Here is a 19,706-nt window from a genome sequence, read left to right as displayed (position 1 = left end):
GACCGCTAAAATCTAATTTTTCTGCTAAATTTGTCATGATCTTAGTTCTCTTGTTTGTTTAAATTTAACAATTGTGGCTGCTAAAGACCACTTGAACTAAGATCACTTTTATTACATAGATACTGATTGTAGTGATCCCGATTCTTCATCGGGAGTAACGGAAAGCAGGGCTGACAATAACCTGAGCAGCTGATTGCTTTCCAAATAAAAATCAGTTTATAATCCCAGCGCTGCTTTCAGTTTTACATAACCTGTTTTGCTTACCGGCAACCAGATATCTGATTTCAACAGCACCACGTAACTATCTTTTTCTTTCAATTCTATTTTCGTTACCTGTGCAAGATTAATGATGTAAGAGCGGTGTATACGGATAAACTGACCTGCATCAAGCGTTAGCTCAAAATAGGCCATCGTTTTATTTTTGTAGAACGAACCGTCAACCGTACTGATTGTAGTGATCCCGATTCTTCATCGGGAGTAACGGAAAGCAGGGCTGACAATAACCTGAGCAGCTGATTGCTTTCCAAATAAAAATCAGTTTATAATCCCAGCGCTGCTTTCAGTTTTACATAACCTGTTTTGCTTACCGGCAACCAGATATCTGATTTCAACAGCACCACGTAACTATCTTTTTCTTTCAATTCTATTTTCGTTACCTGTGCAAGATTAATGATGTAAGAGCGGTGTATACGGATAAACTGACCTGCATCAAGCGTTAGCTCAAAATAGGCCATCGTTTTATTTTTGTAGAACGAACCGTCAACCGTACTTAATTTCACATAATCATCATCTGCTTCCAGGTAATTGATATCGGCCACAGGGATAATTTTAATTACACCATCTTTCTTAACCACTACCCTATTGTTCTGCGCCGGGCTTAGGGCCGCTGCATCTAAAACGGCTTCGGTATTTTCTGTCTGGTTTAATTTGTTTGGCAGCTTTTTAATGGCGGCATCGAAACGCGATTTATCAATCGGTTTAAGCAGGTAATCGACGGCATTTACTTCGAATGCTTTAATGGCAAATTCATCAAAAGCGGTGGTAAAAATAACGGCAGGTTTATCTTCTACGAGTTCGAGCATTTCGAAACCACTGATTTTAGGCATCTGGATATCCAGAAAAATCAAATCGGGTTTATGTAGGGTAATTGCTTTTAAGCCTTCAAATCCATCACCACACTCGGCCACAATCTCTATTTCTGCATGATCTGAAAGGTAATATTTTACAATATCTCTTGCTAAAGGCTCATCGTCAATTAGTATTGTTCTGATCATTTTTTTGGGGAATTTTTAAGGTGGTAATATATAAATTATTTGCTTCAATATCGGTTTGTAATAAATGGGTATTTGCAAATAACAGATATAACCTGCGTTTAATGGCGCTTAAACCAAAGCCGGTTCCGCCGGCAGCTTTCATCTCGGGATCGAAGGGGTTTTGAACGCGCAACTGTAAAATATTGTATTCTACAGTAACATCAATTTTGATGGTAATGCCTGCAGAAGTATTGTAAAGTCCGAATTTTATTGCATTTTCTACAATCGGCTGTAATAAAGTTCCTGGCAGACAAAGATTTAGGGTATCTTCGGCAACGTTTACTTCAATATTTAACCTGTGGCTAAACCTTACCTTTTCGATATCGAGGTACAGCTGAATGTATTCCATTTCTTCTTCAACTGAAACCCATAGTTCATCATCGCGCTTTAAAGTTCCGCGGAGGAAAGAAGCCAGTTTCGTAATCATCACTCCTGCTTCCTTTGGATTAACCATGGTAAGGGCGAATACCGAATTTAAGCTGTTAAAAAGAAAGTGAGGTTGTAACTGGTGCCTTAATTTATTCAGTTCGGCTTCTTTGGCCAGGCTTTTGGCTGCAGAAAGCCTTTCGTGCGTTTCCGACTGTTCTTCAAGCCTATACCATAAAATATTGGCCAGTGCGCACCAGGCCAGGCACATAAAAGAAATTAATCCGCGGAAAGCAAAAGAGAAATTATAAAAATCTTTGTACTCTTTATAATCGGCAAAAATATAGTGCATTGAATATTTAGCCACATAAATAATTACAAATGTAAGGGCAAGGGTAATAATAAGTACATAAAGGATCCGTTCGTTTTTAGGCTGGTAATAACCCAGCATATTGCTGATCCCGATACAGGCCAATGCCAGTAAAAAATTATTGATCAGACTATCTGTCACAGCTATCCACCATGAAAAATTCACCACATAATGCAATCCAACACCACACAATACGGTCCAAACTATTGCCAGTGCAAGCGATGTTTTTTGTATCTGCGGAACGGATAAAGGTCTAGTTGTCAAAACGATTTTGATTAGTTAATGATTTATTGCGGTGGCGGAGTTTTTCGAGGTATTTATCAACCGACTTCGGCTCAATAATCTTCGAACTTACTTCAACACCATCGGCAGGTTCTTCTACTGCCGATATTCCCCCCACTCCTATAAATTTCCATACTACTTTATCGCCGGTACAATTATTAAAAGGCGGATTAAAATGTACGGCATTCAATTTTGCCTTATCTAAGGCCTGGGCAATGCCTTCGGCCTGTATTAAACGCGTTTGCTCATTAAACTGAGGCGTATGCTTTCCTTCACCACAAATTACCTGATAGATACAATTTACTGCAAACCATTTCATAGGCGATGTTTTTATTATATATTTAGAAACTCTTTATCTCGATCCCTCCAAATAATGCTGTACCGTCTAAAATCAATGTTTTCGTCATTTCCGATACGGGCATTAAATGAGATCTTTTATCTTCTACACTGCCAAATAATGCGGTAACGTTCGATTTTATGGCCCAGTTCTGCGGAACAATCAGTTTAATTCCTCCAAAAACAGCAGTAACGTCAAGCGATACTGTTTCTGGAAAATCGGCCTGCGTCATCACGATATCTGCACCACCAAAAATTGCCATAATATCACCCCCCTTAAAGTTTTTAGAATAAACGGTTTGTGTACTTCCGCCAAAAATCGCTGTTACATCAATAATATCGTTAGTATTTGCCGTGTGATCATCAGCTGTTCCTTCGAAATCAAATTTAGCTTTTTTCCGGTCTCTGCGCCTCTTGCCAAATAAGTCAGAATCTTTTGGCCTGAAAATCAAAAACCCACCTATAATCACCAAACCAAAACCTAAAGCATATTTGGAAGGATCAAAATCCAGATTCATGTTATCCAAAGTATTATAAACACCGATCAAAATCAGGATTAACCAGGCTATACCTTTAAAGTTACGACGAACGCCGATAAATACACCAAGTAAGATTAAAAAATTAGACCAGCTTAATATCCATCCTGGGATATCTAAATGCAGGTTATTTAACAAAAGTGCGATCCCGATGATTGCTATGATGAAACCACTTAAAGCCCTCCCGGAGTTTTTAGTGTTGTTATTATCGTTATGATTGAGGTTATCCATGTGTGTAATATTTAATAATCCAAAAGTATTGATAAGTGTTTATGCATTATATATACCCGGCGCAGGGATCAGGTAAAAGACGGTAAATGGCGTGATTTTATCGGTGAAAATTATTTTCTTATTTTGAGCGCATGAAATTTTTTCTATTAATGTTGGGCTTAAGCATTTCTTCGGCAGTGTGTGCGCAGGAAATTAGCAGCCATTATAAAATATTTGATGTAAAAAAACAAAAAACCGTTACAATTGATGATATCGTTTCGGATATGATGGCCAATGATGTACTATTTTTTGGCGAAGATCATAATGATTCCATCGGGCATTACGTGGAGGCCGAAATTTTTAAAAAACTAGGCGCAGCATATCCCCAGAAAATAGCTTTATCATTAGAGATGTTCCATACCGATGTGCAGCCGGAAGTTGATGAATATTTAGCCGGACTGATTTCGGAAAAGAACTTTATTAAAGAAGGAAGAGCCTGGGGAAATTACAAAGATTATAAACCTTTAATAGAATATGCCAAACAGCACCAATTAAAAGTGATTGCGGCCAATGCGGCTACCAGATATAGCAATGCGGTTACCATGGGTGGGTTAAAAGCGCTGGAAAACTTCCCAAAAGCATCATTCAACTTTTTGCCACCGCTACCTGTTGATACGGCTAAAGGAAGGTATTACGAAAAATTTACGGAGACTTTAGGTGGCCATAACATGGGACCAATGAAAATTTACCAGACCCAGAATCTATGGGATGCCACCATGGCCTGGTCGATAAGTAAATTTATCAAAGCAAATAAAGGGACAAAGGTTTTACAGCTGAACGGACGTTTCCACAGCGACGAGAAACTGGGCACTTTGGCCAAACTGGCACAAGCTAATCCAAAGTTGAAAATCCTGAATATTTCATCTTTTTCTGACGAAAGTTTTTCAAAACCCGATTGGGAGAAATTTAAAAACCTGGGCGATTATGTGATTATTACCGATCCAACGGTAAAAAGAAGTTACTAACCAAAAAGCTCCGCAGTTGGGATCATTCTGCGGAGCTTTTTGATTATGCTTTTGCTTTTAATAAATCTCTGATTTCGGTTAAAAGCACTTCTTCTTTAGTAGGTACAGGTGCTGCTGCCGGGGCTGCAACTTCTTTCTTTTTCAGGTTATTTGCACCTTTAATAATTAAGAAAAGAACCAATGCAACTATGATAAATGAAATTACCTGCGAAAGGAAATTACCATATTTAATGGCGGTGCCTGCAATGGTAAGTTTACTAAGGTCTTCTAACCCTGCAGCCTTTAATGCTGGTCCTAAAACCGCTGGAGTAATAATATCTTCAACCAGTGAGCTTACAATCTTCCCGAAAGCTGCTCCAATAATTACACCGACAGCTAAATCGAGCACATTTCCTTTAACTGCAAAATCTTTAAATTCCTTTACAAATCCCATATTTTTTTTAATTTTAGTTTATTTATTCACTAAAATAGCAAACATTAAATTCAATCCAAATGTTTAGCTGATAATTTTAAAAAACCGGACATATCGATAGCATTTAGATCAATTGCAAAGAATATCTGAAATCTATTGTTTATTTTTGCCCCATTCTTTTATATTTAATATGCTAAAGCAACACCTACAACAAAAATTATTACAAAAGTTATCACCACAACAAATACAGTTTATCAAGCTGTTACAGGTGCCAACTGTTGCTTTAGATACACGGGTAAAAGAAGAACTTGAAGAAAATCCGGCGCTGGAAGATCCGAGTTTAATGACCCAGGACGAGCCTAAAAGCGAATACGATGATTTGAATGATGGCCCTGACGATTACGAACAGTCATCAGACGACACCAGTATGGATGAGTTTAATGTAGATGATTATCTGCAGGATGATTCTACCAACGATTATAGCACCAATTACAATAATGGAGATGACGATGAGGAGAAAAAAGAAACCCCAATCGCCATTGAAAGTACATTTTTCGAAAGTTTACAGGAACAATTAGACCTCATTCCCCTATCCGATCAGGATTTCATTATCGGTAAACAGATTATTGGCAGTTTGGATGATGATGGCTATTTGCGTCGTCCGTTAGGTTCTATGATCGATGATCTTGCTTTCTCTCAGAATGTAATGGTGGAGGAAGAAGATGTGCTGGAAATGTTAAAACTGATTCAAAGCTTTGATCCTCCGGGCATTGGCGCAAGGGATTTAAAAGAATGCTTGCTGATCCAGTTAAAAAGGAAAGATCCGGGTAATCCCATCATTATTAAAGCCATGAATGTGGTGGAAAACTACCTGGACGAATTTACGCGTAAACATTACGATAAATTAGAAAAAAGTTTAGGTTTAGATAGCGAAGAACTGAAAGAAGTAGTTAACGAAATTCTGCGTTTGAACCCGAAACCAGGCGATGCCAACCAGGTGACTACTAAACAGATGCAGATTATACCTGATTTTCACATCAGCAATAACGACGGCATACTGATTTTAACCTTAAACTCGAAAAATGCCCCTGAACTTAAAGTAAGCAGGTCTTATCAGGAAATGTTCGAGCATTACGATAAGGCTTCGTCAAAAGATAAAAAGCTGAAAGAAGCCGTTCAGTTTGTAAAACAGAAACTGGATTCAGCCCGCTGGTTTATTGATGCAATTAAACAAAGACAGCAAACGTTGTTAAAAACGATGAATGCCATTATGCATTACCAGTACGAATATTTTTTAACAGCTGACGAGCGTAAAATGCGCCCGATGATTTTAAAAGATATTGCTGATAAAATTGATATGGATATTTCTACTGTATCGAGGGTGGCAAACTCTAAATATGTACAAACTGAATTTGGTACTTTTTTATTAAAATCTTTCTTCTCGGAAGCCATTCAAACCGAAAACGGTGAAGAAGTTTCGAATAAAGAGGTTAAAAAAATCTTGGAAGACTGCATTGGAAACGAAGATAAACGCAAACCTTTAGCTGATGAAAAGTTAACCGAAATCCTGAAAGAAAGAGGTTATAACATTGCCAGAAGAACGGTGGCCAAATACCGCGAGCAGATGAATATTCCTGTGGCAAGATTAAGAAAAGAACTGTAGATCAGTTGTCAGTTCACAGTTAGAAGTTTACAGTTAAATACAATACAAAATTGCTAACTGAAAACGGTTAACCAAAAGATAGAACTGCCAGCTGAAAATTACAAACTGAATTTACCACATTTTAATATACGATGGCACTTTATAAACGTTATTAAGCAATATACCCAACACAATTTCATGACTGCCATTGCTTACCTGATTTAACTGTGAGGTTGTAAAATCATACGAATAAGTCAGGTTTACCATTTTACCGATATTAAAACCAGCCATTGCTGCAAAAGAATCATCTTTACGGTAGCTTCCGCCCAGCCATATTTTATCTTTAAAAGCCAGTTTCATGTTTAAATCAAAGGAAACGGGAGCAGGAGATACATATTTTACCATTACTGATGGTATAGCCGAAATTTCATCATCTACAAAAAACTTATAGCCTGCAGTGGCAAAATAATGTGGTACTTCTTTACCTAAATTATAATTATTATCGCCGGTAAAACTTAATTTTTGAGGCAGAATCTGCTGTACCGATAAACCTGCAAACATCCTTGCGCCATATAACCATAAACCAATACTTAAATCAGGTTTTAGCTGGTTAATCAATGCCCTGTTCATAATCGGATCAATCGGAGTATCAAAAGTCAGTGCATTTACATCTAAAGAGATACTCGAAATTCCTGCCGCTACTCCAGCCGATAAATTAAAATTATTGCTTAACTGTAAATGGTAGGCATAAGTTACATTGGCATCCAATCGCTTTATAGGTCCCGTTTTATCCAATACTGCTGTTACCCCCATTCCGTGGTGCGATGGTGAAGACATGTAATTTTGCATATAGTTCCTATCCATCGGATCGCCTGTTTGCTCTGGAAAAGAGGTTAATGCATTGCTCCACAACTGATTATCGCCTAATGCCCAGTTTGCCGATACAAAAGAAGTTTGAGGAGCATCGGTAATCCCCGACCATTGTTTGCGGTAACCGGCTTTAAAATCGAGGTAGTTTTCAATACCCGAAAGTGCTGGATTTAAAAGATACTGGTTAAAAATATATTGTGTGTATTGCGGCTTTTGCTGCGCAAAGCCGTTAAATGTTATAAAAAATGCAAATATGGTAATGATCTTTTTCAATTTATCTGATTATAGTGAGAGGTCCTGTGATGGTTTTACGTCCGTTTTGTGGATTAATGATGTAATAGTACACCCCAACCGGAAGTGGTTCGTTCTGGTACGTTCCGTCGAACGGAATTTTATATCCTTTGCTTGAAAATACTTTAAGGCCATTTCTGTTAAAAATATCCACAGTAGCCTTAGGATATGATTCTAAATATTTGATAATCCAGGTATCGTTTACGTTGTCGCCATTTGGTGTAAAGGTATTTGGTGGATTTAACATCTGCAATACTTTCACTAAAACTTTAGAAGTAGCCGCACAACCATCGGGCTGCGTGGTTGCCGTTAAGGTATATTCTGTATCCTGTTCGGGTGAGGCGATTGGATTTAGCACATTGGTTTTATTTAATCCGGTTGCCGGCGACCATTCGTATTTTAAATTGGTTCCTTCAGCAGTTGCCGGAATTTCGATTTCTCCTCCGGCCAGGATGTAGATTAATGAACCTGCATCAGCCACAGGAGATGCATACACTTGGATATTTTTGCTAATAGATGAAGAACAGCCATTAGCGCCTTTAAAAGTATAGGTGATAGTGTGTTCCCCAACCCCTGCAATTTTAGGGTTAAAGGTACCGTCGGCCTTCATGCCATCTCCGGCATATTCACCATCACCACCGTCTACTTCTTCTTCAGCTTTCTGCTTCGCCTGCGTAATAAGTACCGTTCCATCAGCTTCGCAAACAGCTGGCATATCATCAAATGTTAATTGCGGCTCTGGTTTTACAGTTACCCTTTCCGCATAATATTTAAAGCAACTTTCACCTGAATAAGCCACGAGCCTGACATTAAAGCTTCGATCTGTAGCCCCTCCGAAAGTATTATATCCGATCTCTATATCGCTGTCATCAGGATAAGGAATGGTTTTATAAATAGAGGTTTCATTCTCTGTATCCCTGTAAATTTCAATTTTGGTAATCTTACCTGCAAAAGTTGTTGAAGCATTTTTTATGATAATTTTATCGCTTACACAAACATTATTTTTAATTACATTAAACTTAGCTTCTTTTACAGCCCCATTAACGGTAAATGTCAGTGTTTTTGACATTTCACAGCCATCGCCATTTTTAACAATTAAGGCCACGGCATAATCACCCGTAACAGCAGGCGAAAAGGAACCATCAAAATCAGTTGAGGTTGCTATAGTATTATTATTAAAGGTAAAAGTCCACTGAGCGGTTAAATCAATAATGCTTCCATCCGCATTTTTAGAGGTGTTTTTAAATTTGGCTACTCCGTCATCAAGGCAAAAATCCGGAAGAATAAAATCAGCTTGCTGAGGATTGATTACAGTTACCGTTTTAGATTTCACCTCGCTCACACAGCCTTTATCACTTACGGTGGTTAAAGTGATGGTATAAGAACCAGGGGCGCCATATTGATGAACAGGAACCTGATTGGTATCATCAGCAGAACCATCGCCAAAATTCCAGGTCCACTTTACAATCGTTCCAGGATTTTCTATAGTTGATTTTTCAATTAACTTAATCGGCTTTCCGGTACATAATCCGCTTACCTCAAAATCGGATATAGGCTGAGGGTTAATCAGGATAGGGTATTCTTCTGATACATCCGAACATTTAGAATCGGTAGTAGCCGTTAAAATTACTTTAAACGATCCGGTTTTTTTAAACATATGAACCGGGTTTTGTTCTGTTGAAGTTTCGCCATCACCAAAATCCCACAACCATTGTGTAATACTCCTTGAATCGGAATTGGATTTACTTTGATCGGTAAACTGGATCCCGCTGGCCTGACAACCTGTTTCAGGCACTACCGCAATAGCAGAAGGTTGATTATCAACCGTAAAATCGGCAGTTAATTCTTCAACATTACCACATTCATCTGCAGTGGGCTTGGTAGAAATTACTTTAAACTGGTAATCTCCCGGCTGATCATATTTAATATCTTTAGGATATAAATAGGTATAATAAACAACCTCATTATTGGTAAATGTACCCTGAGCAGTTGGTGTTGCTTCGGTTATTACACCATCACCATTGTGTACATCCCAAACCAATTGAGTAGGCTGGTAAGGCAGGTTAATTTTCAGCTTAATAATTTCGCCTAAACAACCACTGGTTACATTTTTACCTGTAGCTTCATTTAATGGCTGAAAAGTGAAATTCTGAATGTTTGCACCGGCGAGGTAAGCATACGACTCAACAGAACCATAACCATAAGCAATGGCCGAAAAACCTCCTGCAGCAGATAAACGGTGTTGTGCCTGCTGACTTAAGCTTACATCTACAATCGCATAACTATATTCGCCATTTATTGCAACAAAATTTGAAACAGGACTTCCGTCTAAACGAAATGAAGGGATATCAGCCGTTTTAATAATCACATTAATAAAAAACTTACCAATATTCGTAATCACATTATTCAATCTCGAATAAACAGTGATATTACTCAGGGTCTGCTCAACCGGGTTTAGTACCGTTATTTCAGGATCGCCAACATAGGGATCGTTTGCATTTGGAGTTGTCCGATTGTTTAAATTACACGTTTGAGAAGTTTGATACTGCGCTACCGAAATGGGTTTGCTGGCCGATATAACATTGGCCGAGGTGGAGAAAAAAGTAACGATTGAACCCTTTTGATATGGATTATTCAAAGTGGTACCATTAGCATTCGTAGTGCTGCCATTTACAGTTAAAACCGTATTATCTTCAGAAACGATTACCCTAAAAATATCAGTATTGCCATGTGTTGTATTATAAAAAGGTGCCGTTACGAAGTTTTTCCCCCAGGCTGTAACCGGGAATAACTGTTGATAGAGGTTATCGCCACCACTCGGATTTCTGCTGCTTCCCTGCTCGCAAAATGATGCCCAGGTATTACCTGAATAAACCGCGATAGATTTACAACCCTTAGTAGATTTAATATGGCTGCCGGATAAGTCGTTTGTAGCCTGATATTGATAGATTTCTCCTTTATTTAATGTTTTTGTAAAGGTTTGATTGGCCTGATGAGTTGCATTGCCGCTAGTAGGCGTAATCTCTATTTCGGTATCATCATCTACAGCAATGATGGTAAATTCTGCATAATTCCCGTTAGTATTATTGCTTTGATAGCTATAAGTATAATATTCTTTACCTAAAGTATTGGTTGGAAGCACCATAGTGCCACCTGTACGGGCCTGATAGGCTATTACACTATATAGAGAAATTGGATTATCACTTGTAGTTACATGAATAGCCTTATTACTTTCTATTACATCATTTGTACCAATATAAGCATCGCTGGCAGCAACATTCGGATCAATAATTATGGGCAAACAGGTATTGGCGGGAACTGTACCCGACGAGATTACATTATTACCCACAGCAACCTGGTATTTTGTAGCCCTGTCGGCAGATAAAAATAAGGTTAATCTTGTTTTCTTTCCATCTACATGTCCTGCATAAGTAACATAAAAATCCTTTCCCTTGTTAGAAGTATTCTGGGCAAAAGTTATAGATGCAAAAAGCAAAAATAACAAAACCAATAACCAATGCCTGTTCATTACTTATCAGCTTATTTTGAAAACGTTATACATGTTTATTTGATATAGATATGCAATATACTATTAATCAAATCACATGGAAAAAAATTAACATTTTTTAGGGAAGAAAATCACGTTTCGTGTAAAAAACCCCGGAAGCTGGTGTAAAAATATTGAGGAGCTCAACATTATTCTTATTAAACAAGAGCAGTTAACTATTAAAAATCAAGCCCTTACAGAATAAATATTCAGTTGTTGCTTTCGTCAGACTGATCGCCGCTTCCGTATTTTTCAGAAAAATCTTTTGCTCTTTCGTCGGCAGTGATATTGTTATGATCTTCAGGCTCCAGGTTTTCATCCAAACGATCATTCCAGTTGTTTAATCCTTTCTCAGGATTTTTCGTATTTTCTTCTGTGAAATCAGATTTCGATTTGGCCTGGTCTTGTTTTTGATTTTCCATTTGAGGTTATTTTGAATAAAAACAGCGCCGGTAAGCAAATGTTTTACAAACCTTATTTATTTAACTGGCGGTTCGTTTTTGGCATCTTTAAATTCCTTAACGCTCTTTCCTATCCCCCTCATTAACTCAGGTAGTTTTTTACCACCAAAAATCAACAGGATTACCACTCCGATCAAAATAATTTCTATTGCAGACATACTAATAAATTTTGTACAATATAGGTAGAATAGTTCATTGGTTTATTAGTCATTTGTTCATTGGTCATTGGGTTAATTGTTTAAATTGGTTAACTGGTTAATTGTTGATTAGGTAGAATTGTTTAATTGCTGGATTGTTAAATTGTTAACTGCAAATTGCCAACTGTGAACTGATTATCATTAATTGTTAGTGATGCTGTCATCTCGACTGAAACGTAGTGGAATGCCTGCCCGTACAGGCGGGGAGAGATCTATCTTGAGATAGATTTAGCTTCGCTGAGCCTTCGGGTTCTCGGCTGCGTTACACTCCCGCTCTAAATGACGATAAATTCAGGAATTATTCCATCTATGATCCTTCGACTCCAATCAGGATGACAAAATGCATTTAGAACAAATTTACCTTATGCCAATTTTAATGCTAACCGCTTTACGCCATTCGCCGAACGCCCATCACTACACCAACAGCGCATTCAACTTTCTTGTTTTAATCTTTGGTACGGCACCATGGCGCATAAATTCTGCAAAACCTTTTAATTGTTTTATCGATTTAATGGCTTCGTAACCTTCGTAAGTTGTTCTGATTTTGTTCAATAACATGGTATCTGTTTTAAACATATCACTTTCAACCAGTAAGCCCTTATCCAAAAATTTCTTAATCAGCTCTGCTATTTTCCCGTTGGCATACAGATGGAGTGGCAATTTAAACACTTCGTTGTTCAACTTTTCGAAAACTTCGTTAATCCATGCTACCTTAGCTTCATTGTTCACCGCAATTTTTCCGTCTTTTAAAACTACGGCAGTCAAAAACTCTCGTGCCCGCTGGCGCGAAATAATGCCACCATGAACACCATCACGCAAGGTATAATCTAAACGATCGGCACATAGCGCAGGTAAAGGCTGCTCCAGAATATCAAAGCTTCCATAAAGAATCTGGTTAATATCGTACCCATATTTCAATAAAACATCCGGAATTTCAGATTTACACAAAATCTCCGCAAAAACCTTTTCATGATAATCTTCATCCGTGTTACCAAAAACATAATCGCCCACATGCGAAAATGCCGTATGCGAAATATCGTGTAATAAACCGGCAATCTGCTCAAGCTCCGGGCCACCCAGCATCCTGATCAGCATGGTTACGCCAATGGCATGTTCCAGGCGGGAATGGGAAATATCAGGATTTACCAAAAATATCGCACCACTTTGATGTACTCCTGCCAATCTTTTTAAAGCATCAGTATTTAACAGATCAGAAAAAACATCTGGCAATTCCATTTTGCCATATAAAAAATCATTTAACTGTATCATATTATCTTGCTTTAATCAGGGAATAATCAGCAGCAAAAATACTAATAATTTTAGCTTTAACTAAATTAATTATCAACATTTACACATTATAAAAACTAAATAAAATAGCTAAAAACCAACTTTCAAATATTTTGAAAGCTATTATTACATTTTTATGATCGACAAAAGTGCAGGCATGAAAACAAGCAAATAAATTAAACGTTATACTTGTAAAAAACAGCTATATGGCAACCGCTCAACAAATTAGAACAGCATATTTAGACTATGTTTTAACCAACAATGAAAAACCTAAATCGGTTTATGTTTTTGTTAAAAAACTTAAAATTACCGAGGCGGATTTTTATCAGTTTTTTTCTTCTTTCGAAAGCATAGAGAAAACCATCTGGTTTGAACTTACTTTCGAAACTATCAGCAAAATAAAAGAACAGGAAGTTTGGCTTCAATACACGGCGAGAGAGAAGATGCTCTCTTTCTTTTACAGCTACCTCGAGAACCTGAAAAATGAACGCAGTTTTGTGATTTATAGTTTAAAAAATCACCGTGGAAAATTTTCTACACCCGATGTACTGGCCGGGGTAAAACCGATTTTCGAAAACTTTGCACAGGAAATTATAGATGAAGGTTTGGATAATGGGGAACTTGCTGAACGTCGTTTTTTGACTAAAAGATATAAGGATGCCTTATGGATCCAGTTTGCCTTTATTGTTAACTTCTGGATTAATGATGACAGTGAAGGTTTTGAAAAAAGCGACGAAGCGATTGAAAAAGGCATTAACGTTACTTTTGATCTTTTCCAGCACTCGCCAATTGATAATTTGCTGGAATACGGGAAGTTTTTATCAAGGAACGGGAAGTTTGCAGATAAGATGAGGTTTTAAGCATAAATGAAGACACAAAAAAGTATTCCGACAACCAAGGTAGAACGTTCGGCTAAGTTTGTAAAAACCGGTATCCAGATCGGCGGCAATTACATTAAACATTATTCTAAAAAGCTGTTTAATCCTGAAATGGACCGCGAACAGCTCAACGAGGATAATGCGACAGATATCTATAAATCGTTGAGCGAATTAAAAGGCAGCGCCTTAAAAATTGCACAGATGCTGAGTATGGATAAAAATATCCTGCCAAAATCTTATGTAGATAAATTTACCCAGTCGCAGTACAACGCCCCACCCCTTTCGGGTCCGCTGATTGTACGCACGTTTACCAAAAACTTCGGCAAAACGCCTGAGCAGATTTACGACAATTTTAACCTTACATCAAGTAATGCAGCTTCAATTGGCCAGGTGCATCAGGCCATGCTTAACGGCAAAAAACTTGCTGTTAAAATTCAATATCCTGGCGTGGGAGATAGCATTTCATCTGATTTAAAGCTTGTTAAACCCTTTGCCTTTCGTTTGTTGGGCATGTCGGAAAGGGAACTGAGCATTTATATTAAAGAAGTTGAAGAACGTTTACTGGAAGAAACTGATTATGAGCTGGAAGTAAGGCGTTCGGTCGAATTTTCTGAAGCCTGTAAAAACCTTTCGCATGTGGTATTTCCGAAATATTATCCTGAGTTATCCGGAAAACGGATTATTACCATGGACTGGATTGAGGGGTTACATTTAAAGGAATTTTTGCAAACCAATCCTTCGCAGGAATTAAGAAATAAAATCGGTCAGGCTTTGTGGGATTTTTACAATTTCCAGCAACATGAATTAAGGGCGGTTCATGCCGACCCGCATCCGGGCAACTTTATGATTACGCCGGATGAAAACCTGGGTGTGATAGATTTTGGTTGTATTAAAGAATTGCCGGATGATTTTTATCACCCGTTTTTCTCCCTGATCTCAACCGATGTGATCAACGATAAAAATAAAACAATTGATGCGTTTAGAAAACTGGATATGATCCATGCAGATGATTCGCCTGAACAGATTGAGTTTTATTATAAATCGTACCGTGAAATGATCAGTTTGTTTGCAAAGCCTTATACCAGTTCAACATTTGATTTTAGCAAGCCGGATTTCTTTGAGCAATTGTATATGTATGGCGAAAAAATTTCGAAAATGCCGGAATTTAAGCAGGCACGCGGGGTAAAACATTTTATTTACGTTAACCGCACCAATTTTGGCTTGTACACCATTTTGCATGAGTTAAAAGCAACGGTTAAAACGGATACGTTTAAGCCTCATGTAGGTTTGGAGCAAATATAAAGACTGGATTTTATTGAATTTAATAGTCTGAGGGAAATCGTCACTCCTAACCCGATAGTTATCTTGTTGATTGATAATCTTAAACTTATTGCATTAAGATTCCTGACTTCGCGGAAATGACGAATGGCCGAATGAAATCCGTCATTCCAGGAAATAATTTATTTGCCTGATATTAAGCGTTTTTCTTCACTACTTCAACCATATGATCAATATCAAACGGTTTTTCGATGTAATCATCTGCTTTGCAGTCTTCTGCCTGCTGAGGTAAGTTATTTGATGTGGAAGTTAATACGGCCGATACATCTTCCGTTTCGGGATCAGATTTAAGTTCTTTAATCACTTCTGATCCTTTCTTTTTCCCTTTGATGTGATCATCTACAATTACTACATCAGGTTCAATTTCATCTATCTTCTCAATAGGTTCAGTACTTAACGATGCGGTAACATCGAAACCTTCCTCTTCCAATACCTGGTCCATAATATCTAAGATATCTTTATTATCCTGAACAAGTACAACCTTTTTCTTCATAAATAAGCAGACTAAAATCTCTTTAAAGATAAATAAAAAGAATAACCGAATAACGGTTCTTAAAATATTTTACAATTCAAATGTAAATGTTGCAGGGTTTCGTCTTGAATTAAAGCCTGTTGGTCGAGTATTACCTGTTGATTGTATAAAAGGGTTAAATGTGCTGCAACGTTTTCCTGTTACCGGCGTCTTATCTACAAAACATAAACAAAAAGACTTAAACATTTAAATAACAATTAATTAACATTTAATTTTTAAATAAAAATATTATGAAAACCTCAATCAAAACCCTAATCGCAACATCTTTAACAGCAATCGTTTTATCTTCGGCTGTATTTACAACAAGTGTATCGGCAACCGAAAAAGAGCCTGTAAAAATTTCTAAAATAGCGGCTTTTAAAAGAATTTCTGTAAAGGGAAATGTAGAACTTACCATCGTTCAGAGAAATGCAGCTGGTGTTTCTTACACTGATGATAATACCGGAACAGCAAAAATTATGCAGGATGGTGACAATTTAAAAATTACCTCTACCAGCATTGAGAAAACCAAATTGACCGTTTATGTAAGCGATATCTACAGAATTGAAGCTTCAGAAAATGCAGTTGTTAAAACAGAAGGAAAATTAAGTACAAAATACCTTCAGATCTTTTTAAAAGGAAATGCCCATGCCGAAATTAATACAAATACCGAAGGTTTATATACGGTAATTGCTGATGAAGCTGATTTAAAATTAAGCGGATCTACCGATAACCACACTTTGGTGATGGGTAACTCTCAAAAATTAACAATCGACAAGTTTGCGGCTTTGAAAACCAATATCAGCTCAATAGAAACGGTTGCAATAGAAAAAGAAATCGCAGCAATCAATTAAACATAAACACACAGAAGAAACAAAAAAGGCTTTCTGATTTAGGTCAGGAAGCTTTTTTTTATGGATGATGGAAAAATGTAAGATGGATGATGGAATGATAAATGTTTATTAGTAGGCACGAGCAACAAGTTCGTTATTGCTGAGAAGGCTTTTTTACGTTTGTTATGATTAGTGTAACGAAGAATCTTGATCTGTACAATTGGGCCCTGTATTTCATCGCTTTCGGATTCTTCACTGCGTTCAGAATGACGTTTTTACCGTCAATTTAATTGCTTAACAAAGCTTGATTGAATAACTGCTAAACAGACACGGAACACACGGATTAGCTTTTGCCATTTCTTTCTTTTCTTTATAGGTAAAAAAAATCCCCTGGCATTTACCAGAGGATTTAATTTAGTGACGTCGCCCTGAATTTATTTCAGGGTCTTTATAACAAAACGATCATTATCTTTGCAGCACCTTAGCGATCTCTTTCTCGATAGATTTCAGCTCTTTTGGTTTCAGCTTTTTTGCAACATCAGTTTTGGCAGTTGTTTTATTCTCTAAGTATTTTACACCTACCCTTAAAGCTTTCAAACCAGAAACACCTTGCAGTTCATCCAGTTCCAGTTGCTCTAAATCGTCGTTTAAATACCCCTGCACCTGCATGTACTTGATATACTCCATATATTCTTTGGCTTCTTCAGGATTGAAATACACCATGGCAATTTTATGGGGCTGTGTTAAACGTTCGGTTGTACCTTTAATTAATACTTTATCGATACGTTTTTTCACCACCTCGTAACGGATGTTATAGGCACCTTCTACATCAAAACGGCGTTCATCATTCCTAAAGCTGATATCGATCGCGTTTGAGTGAATGAAAATCAACTGAGTGGTTTCCAATGAACGCGGCATTTCGCTGATTAATCCTTTCGATAAACGTGCAATATCGACCATGGAAGTTAACTGCCACAAACGGATATTTTTTAAATACAACAGATCAAAAGGTTTATCGGGTGCAATTTCCTGACCAATGTAAATGTCGTATTCTACACCATCCGTTCTGAATTTAGCAAAATAACAAGGATATGAAGCCTGTAAATTTGCCTGCGATTTTTCGAGGTATTGGCTCACTTCAGTATTGATCAACTGCATGGAAACCTCCAGCTGCCTGCGGTTGGCAAAGGCAGCACCTGTTTGAGGCACAATTACCTCAAAATAGCGGTCTACAAATTCTGCAGTTGCCGGATAGTTCCCTTTTATAATCGATAAAAACGGATAAACCTCCATCTCCAAAAACTCGTTCAGCTTGTTTTCTTCGTTTGAAGAAGCAAAATTTCCGATCTGTTTGATCCAATCCTTACAGTTGAACAACAATTTATCGGTGAGTTCCAAAGAAACATGCTTACGGATAGATTTCAAAGTGTCAATCAGGCTGTTTAACTGCACCTCCATATCATCCTTTAAAGCCTTATTACGCTCAATAGTTGAATTACGGATATCAATGGCACCAAACAACGGGTACATGTGTTTAAAGGTAATTGTTTCAATTTCCTTTAATTTCTGGTTTCCGTTGTTCTGAAGAAAATGCCAAACGGCTTCGTTAAACTTCCATTGAACTGAAGGTTGCAAAGCGGTAAATTTATCCATCAAAACCTCATCCATTTTGGCATCAAACTCTTCGATACTGTATTGGAAAAGCTGACCAATTAAAGGCATAGCCGGACGTAACCTCGACAACAGTTTATCATCAACCAACACTTCCTCTTCCGAATAAACCTCTAAAACACCAGCCAACTGGTTATTGTAATAAATTGGCAACACCGAATAAGAACAAACGCCAGCCGCTTTTAAAACCCTTAAAAACGGATCTTTGGTAATCTGATCGTCGTTAATGGCGCTTACAAAGATTGCCCGCGGGTTTTCTTTGTATTTTTCTACCAGCGAATAAAAAACTTCCTCTTCGAGATTGGATGATTTTGCTGAATTGATTAACATGCTTTGCGAAAACTCCTGATTATCAAAAACCAGTTTGTTGTTCACGGTTAAAAAAGGCATTAAACCAAATTCAACTTTTCCATTGCCGCTCAGTGTTTTTAAAGCATGAATTACATGTTTATAAGCCTCAGTCTGGTAATTGTGATCAACCAAAGCATCACGGATTCCATCGATAGCATGTTGCAGCGTTACATCTGTAATGGAAATAATGCTAAAGCCCTCGAAATGAAAATTACTTAATGGCAAATGCTCCACCAAATATTCCAGCTCGGTTTCGCCCTGAAAATGCCTGCCCAGTTCTTCGAAATTAAGTTCAGGCAGATCGCCCTTATGCAGAATATCTACAAATTTAGTATCCGTTTGGATATTGTAGTATTGCGTAAGTTTAGTTTCGGGGTTGATATGGGCATAAATGATCTCGTTTTTCAGTACCGGGGTAAAATTATAAAAACGGCCTAAAATAACGTTATAGATAAACTTAAGCTGTTTTTTCTCAACCGGTTCGTTATCTTTTGTTACCTTATTTTTAGGATCATGATCCTTAAAAAATCTATAGAATGCATTGGTACTAAAGAAAATCTGATCCGGAATCGGGGTACTTAACGCCCAAAACAAATCATCTTCGTTATCCATTAAAGGGGTTAGAATCGTAAAAATTAATTCTAAGGTATCTTTATATTTAGATAATTCTTCGGCACTGATGTTGCCAAGCAGCACATCGTCTTTTTCAATTTTTTGAAGTAAAAACCTGTAAAACTCTGATTTTACCGATTTTTCTGTTTTCAACCTGCCTTTTAAATACTCCACAAGGGGGCGGAAAGACAGAGAAGATTCTACCTGGCAATGAATACATTCGTTTTTGTGTATCTGTATTACATTGGTATTCATTGTATAAGTTTTGCTATAGTGTAAAAATTATAGTTATCTGTTTAATTACTAATTCTTTGCAAAGATACACACTCGTTAAAGCAATGTTCGTCTGCTGAACGTAATAGTTGGA

The 19,706-nt window shown here is 37.4% G+C and carries 18 protein-coding genes; 5 read left to right on the top strand and 13 right to left on the bottom strand.

Translation table 11 applies throughout. The annotated features are described in order from the left end of the window. Positions 1-216: 216 nt before the first annotated feature. The 5 genes from ABD769_RS08280 to ABD769_RS08260 form a co-directional block, all read right to left on the bottom strand. Positions 217-450, bottom strand: coding sequence for a LytTR family DNA-binding domain-containing protein (locus tag ABD769_RS08280; RefSeq protein WP_344850947.1), 234 nt, complete (start codon positions 448-450; stop codon positions 217-219). A gap of 89 nt (positions 451-539) precedes the next feature. After that, positions 540-1,274 (bottom strand): LytR/AlgR family response regulator transcription factor, encoded by a 735-nt coding sequence (locus ABD769_RS08275; RefSeq protein ID WP_344850942.1) that lies wholly within the window; start codon positions 1,272-1,274, stop codon positions 540-542. Beyond that, positions 1,252-2,313, bottom strand: coding sequence for a sensor histidine kinase (locus ABD769_RS08270; protein WP_344850941.1), 1,062 nt, complete (start codon positions 2,311-2,313; stop codon positions 1,252-1,254). The genes ABD769_RS08275 and ABD769_RS08270 overlap by 23 nt, the downstream gene beginning before the upstream one ends. Then, positions 2,303-2,650 carry a DUF4288 domain-containing protein gene (locus tag ABD769_RS08265; RefSeq protein WP_344850940.1) on the bottom strand — a complete coding sequence of 116 codons (348 nt, stop codon included), beginning with the start codon at positions 2,648-2,650 and terminating at the stop codon, positions 2,303-2,305. The genes ABD769_RS08270 and ABD769_RS08265 overlap by 11 nt, the downstream gene beginning before the upstream one ends. Positions 2,651-2,672: 22 nt before the next feature. Continuing rightward, a complete protein-coding gene (locus tag ABD769_RS08260) occupies positions 2,673-3,434 on the bottom strand; it encodes a LiaF transmembrane domain-containing protein (RefSeq protein WP_344850939.1) in 762 nt (253 codons plus the stop codon). Positions 3,435-3,565: 131 nt separating this feature from the next. Here ABD769_RS08260 and ABD769_RS08255 point away from each other — a divergent pair, with 131 nt between their 5' ends. Continuing rightward, positions 3,566-4,438 carry a ChaN family lipoprotein gene (locus ABD769_RS08255; RefSeq protein ID WP_344850938.1) on the top strand — a complete coding sequence of 291 codons (873 nt, stop codon included), beginning with the start codon at positions 3,566-3,568 and terminating at the stop codon, positions 4,436-4,438. Between the two features lie 43 nt (positions 4,439-4,481). Here the strand turns inward: ABD769_RS08255 and mscL are convergent, their stop codons facing one another. Further along, complete coding sequence (gene mscL / locus ABD769_RS08250) at positions 4,482-4,871, bottom strand: large-conductance mechanosensitive channel protein MscL (RefSeq protein WP_344850937.1); 390 nt, start codon at positions 4,869-4,871, stop codon at positions 4,482-4,484. Positions 4,872-5,040: 169 nt separating this feature from the next. Here mscL and rpoN point away from each other — a divergent pair, with 169 nt between their 5' ends. Next, positions 5,041-6,513: an RNA polymerase factor sigma-54 gene (rpoN, locus tag ABD769_RS08245; RefSeq protein ID WP_344850936.1), complete on the top strand. Its 1,473-nt coding sequence runs from the start codon at positions 5,041-5,043 to the stop codon at positions 6,511-6,513. A gap of 111 nt (positions 6,514-6,624) precedes the next feature. Here rpoN and ABD769_RS08240 read toward each other — a convergent pair whose 3' ends face one another. The 5 genes from ABD769_RS08240 to ABD769_RS08220 form a co-directional block, all read right to left on the bottom strand. Continuing rightward, positions 6,625-7,635, bottom strand: a complete 1,011-nt coding sequence (locus ABD769_RS08240; protein WP_344850935.1) for a PorP/SprF family type IX secretion system membrane protein — start codon at positions 7,633-7,635, stop codon at positions 6,625-6,627. A gap of 1 nt (position 7,636) precedes the next feature. After that, positions 7,637-11,182, bottom strand: coding sequence for a PKD domain-containing protein (locus tag ABD769_RS08235; RefSeq protein ID WP_344850934.1), 3,546 nt, complete (start codon positions 11,180-11,182; stop codon positions 7,637-7,639). Positions 11,183-11,409: 227 nt separating this feature from the next. Then, positions 11,410-11,622, bottom strand: a complete 213-nt coding sequence (locus tag ABD769_RS08230) for a hypothetical protein (RefSeq protein WP_344850933.1) — start codon at positions 11,620-11,622, stop codon at positions 11,410-11,412. A gap of 56 nt (positions 11,623-11,678) precedes the next feature. Further along, complete coding sequence (locus tag ABD769_RS08225) at positions 11,679-11,819, bottom strand: Sec-independent protein translocase subunit TatA/TatB (RefSeq protein WP_084153034.1); 141 nt, start codon at positions 11,817-11,819, stop codon at positions 11,679-11,681. Positions 11,820-12,272: 453 nt separating this feature from the next. Beyond that, positions 12,273-13,127 (bottom strand): HD domain-containing protein, encoded by an 855-nt coding sequence (locus ABD769_RS08220; protein WP_344850932.1) that lies wholly within the window; start codon positions 13,125-13,127, stop codon positions 12,273-12,275. 224 nt (positions 13,128-13,351) lie between these two features. Here ABD769_RS08220 and ABD769_RS08215 point away from each other — a divergent pair, with 224 nt between their 5' ends. Together ABD769_RS08215 and ABD769_RS08210 are read left to right on the top strand one after the other, a co-directional pair. After that, on the top strand, positions 13,352-14,005 hold the full coding sequence (locus tag ABD769_RS08215) for a TetR family transcriptional regulator C-terminal domain-containing protein (protein WP_344850931.1): 654 nt from the start codon (positions 13,352-13,354) through the stop codon (positions 14,003-14,005). 6 nt (positions 14,006-14,011) lie between these two features. After that, positions 14,012-15,325 carry an ABC1 kinase family protein gene (locus ABD769_RS08210; protein WP_344850930.1) on the top strand — a complete coding sequence of 438 codons (1,314 nt, stop codon included), beginning with the start codon at positions 14,012-14,014 and terminating at the stop codon, positions 15,323-15,325. A gap of 172 nt (positions 15,326-15,497) precedes the next feature. Here ABD769_RS08210 and ABD769_RS08205 read toward each other — a convergent pair whose 3' ends face one another. After that, complete coding sequence (locus ABD769_RS08205; RefSeq protein ID WP_344850929.1) at positions 15,498-15,854, bottom strand: response regulator; 357 nt, start codon at positions 15,852-15,854, stop codon at positions 15,498-15,500. Positions 15,855-16,123: 269 nt separating this feature from the next. Here ABD769_RS08205 and ABD769_RS08200 point away from each other — a divergent pair, with 269 nt between their 5' ends. Then, positions 16,124-16,726 carry a GIN domain-containing protein gene (locus ABD769_RS08200; protein ID WP_344850928.1) on the top strand — a complete coding sequence of 201 codons (603 nt, stop codon included), beginning with the start codon at positions 16,124-16,126 and terminating at the stop codon, positions 16,724-16,726. A gap of 444 nt (positions 16,727-17,170) precedes the next feature. Here ABD769_RS08200 and ABD769_RS08195 read toward each other — a convergent pair whose 3' ends face one another. Continuing rightward, on the bottom strand, positions 17,171-19,594 hold the full coding sequence (locus ABD769_RS08195; protein ID WP_344850927.1) for a GAF domain-containing protein: 2,424 nt from the start codon (positions 19,592-19,594) through the stop codon (positions 17,171-17,173). Between the last annotated feature and the right edge of the window lie 112 nt (positions 19,595-19,706).

Source organism: Pedobacter jeongneungensis (assembly GCF_039538295.1).
Taxonomy (GTDB): Bacteria; Bacteroidota; Bacteroidia; order Sphingobacteriales; family Sphingobacteriaceae; genus Pedobacter; species Pedobacter jeongneungensis.
Note: the sequence above shows the minus strand (reverse complement) of the source record. Positions and strands in the feature narration are given on the sequence as shown.

Bases quoted from the DNA above. Each gene is read 5' to 3' on its own strand.
- ABD769_RS08235 (WP_344850934.1), bottom strand. From the start codon at position 11,182: ATGAACAGGCATTGGTTATTGGTTTTGTTATTTTTGCTTTTTGCATCT.
- rpoN (WP_344850936.1), top strand. From the start codon at position 5,041: ATGCTAAAGCAACACCTACAACAAAAATTATTACAAAAGTTATCACCA.
- ABD769_RS08220 (WP_344850932.1), bottom strand. From the start codon at position 13,127: ATGATACAGTTAAATGATTTTTTATATGGCAAAATGGAATTGCCAGAT.
- ABD769_RS08255 (WP_344850938.1), top strand. From the start codon at position 3,566: ATGAAATTTTTTCTATTAATGTTGGGCTTAAGCATTTCTTCGGCAGTG.
- ABD769_RS08205 (WP_344850929.1), bottom strand. From the start codon at position 15,854: ATGAAGAAAAAGGTTGTACTTGTTCAGGATAATAAAGATATCTTAGAT.
- ABD769_RS08225 (WP_084153034.1), bottom strand. From the start codon at position 11,819: ATGTCTGCAATAGAAATTATTTTGATCGGAGTGGTAATCCTGTTGATT.
- mscL (WP_344850937.1), bottom strand. From the start codon at position 4,871: ATGGGATTTGTAAAGGAATTTAAAGATTTTGCAGTTAAAGGAAATGTG.
- ABD769_RS08260 (WP_344850939.1), bottom strand. From the start codon at position 3,434: ATGGATAACCTCAATCATAACGATAATAACAACACTAAAAACTCCGGG.
- ABD769_RS08195 (WP_344850927.1), bottom strand. From the start codon at position 19,594: ATGAATACCAATGTAATACAGATACACAAAAACGAATGTATTCATTGC.
- ABD769_RS08210 (WP_344850930.1), top strand. From the start codon at position 14,012: ATGAAGACACAAAAAAGTATTCCGACAACCAAGGTAGAACGTTCGGCT.
- ABD769_RS08200 (WP_344850928.1), top strand. From the start codon at position 16,124: ATGAAAACCTCAATCAAAACCCTAATCGCAACATCTTTAACAGCAATC.
- ABD769_RS08215 (WP_344850931.1), top strand. From the start codon at position 13,352: ATGGCAACCGCTCAACAAATTAGAACAGCATATTTAGACTATGTTTTA.
- ABD769_RS08230 (WP_344850933.1), bottom strand. From the start codon at position 11,622: ATGGAAAATCAAAAACAAGACCAGGCCAAATCGAAATCTGATTTCACA.
- ABD769_RS08275 (WP_344850942.1), bottom strand. From the start codon at position 1,274: ATGATCAGAACAATACTAATTGACGATGAGCCTTTAGCAAGAGATATT.
- ABD769_RS08265 (WP_344850940.1), bottom strand. From the start codon at position 2,650: ATGAAATGGTTTGCAGTAAATTGTATCTATCAGGTAATTTGTGGTGAA.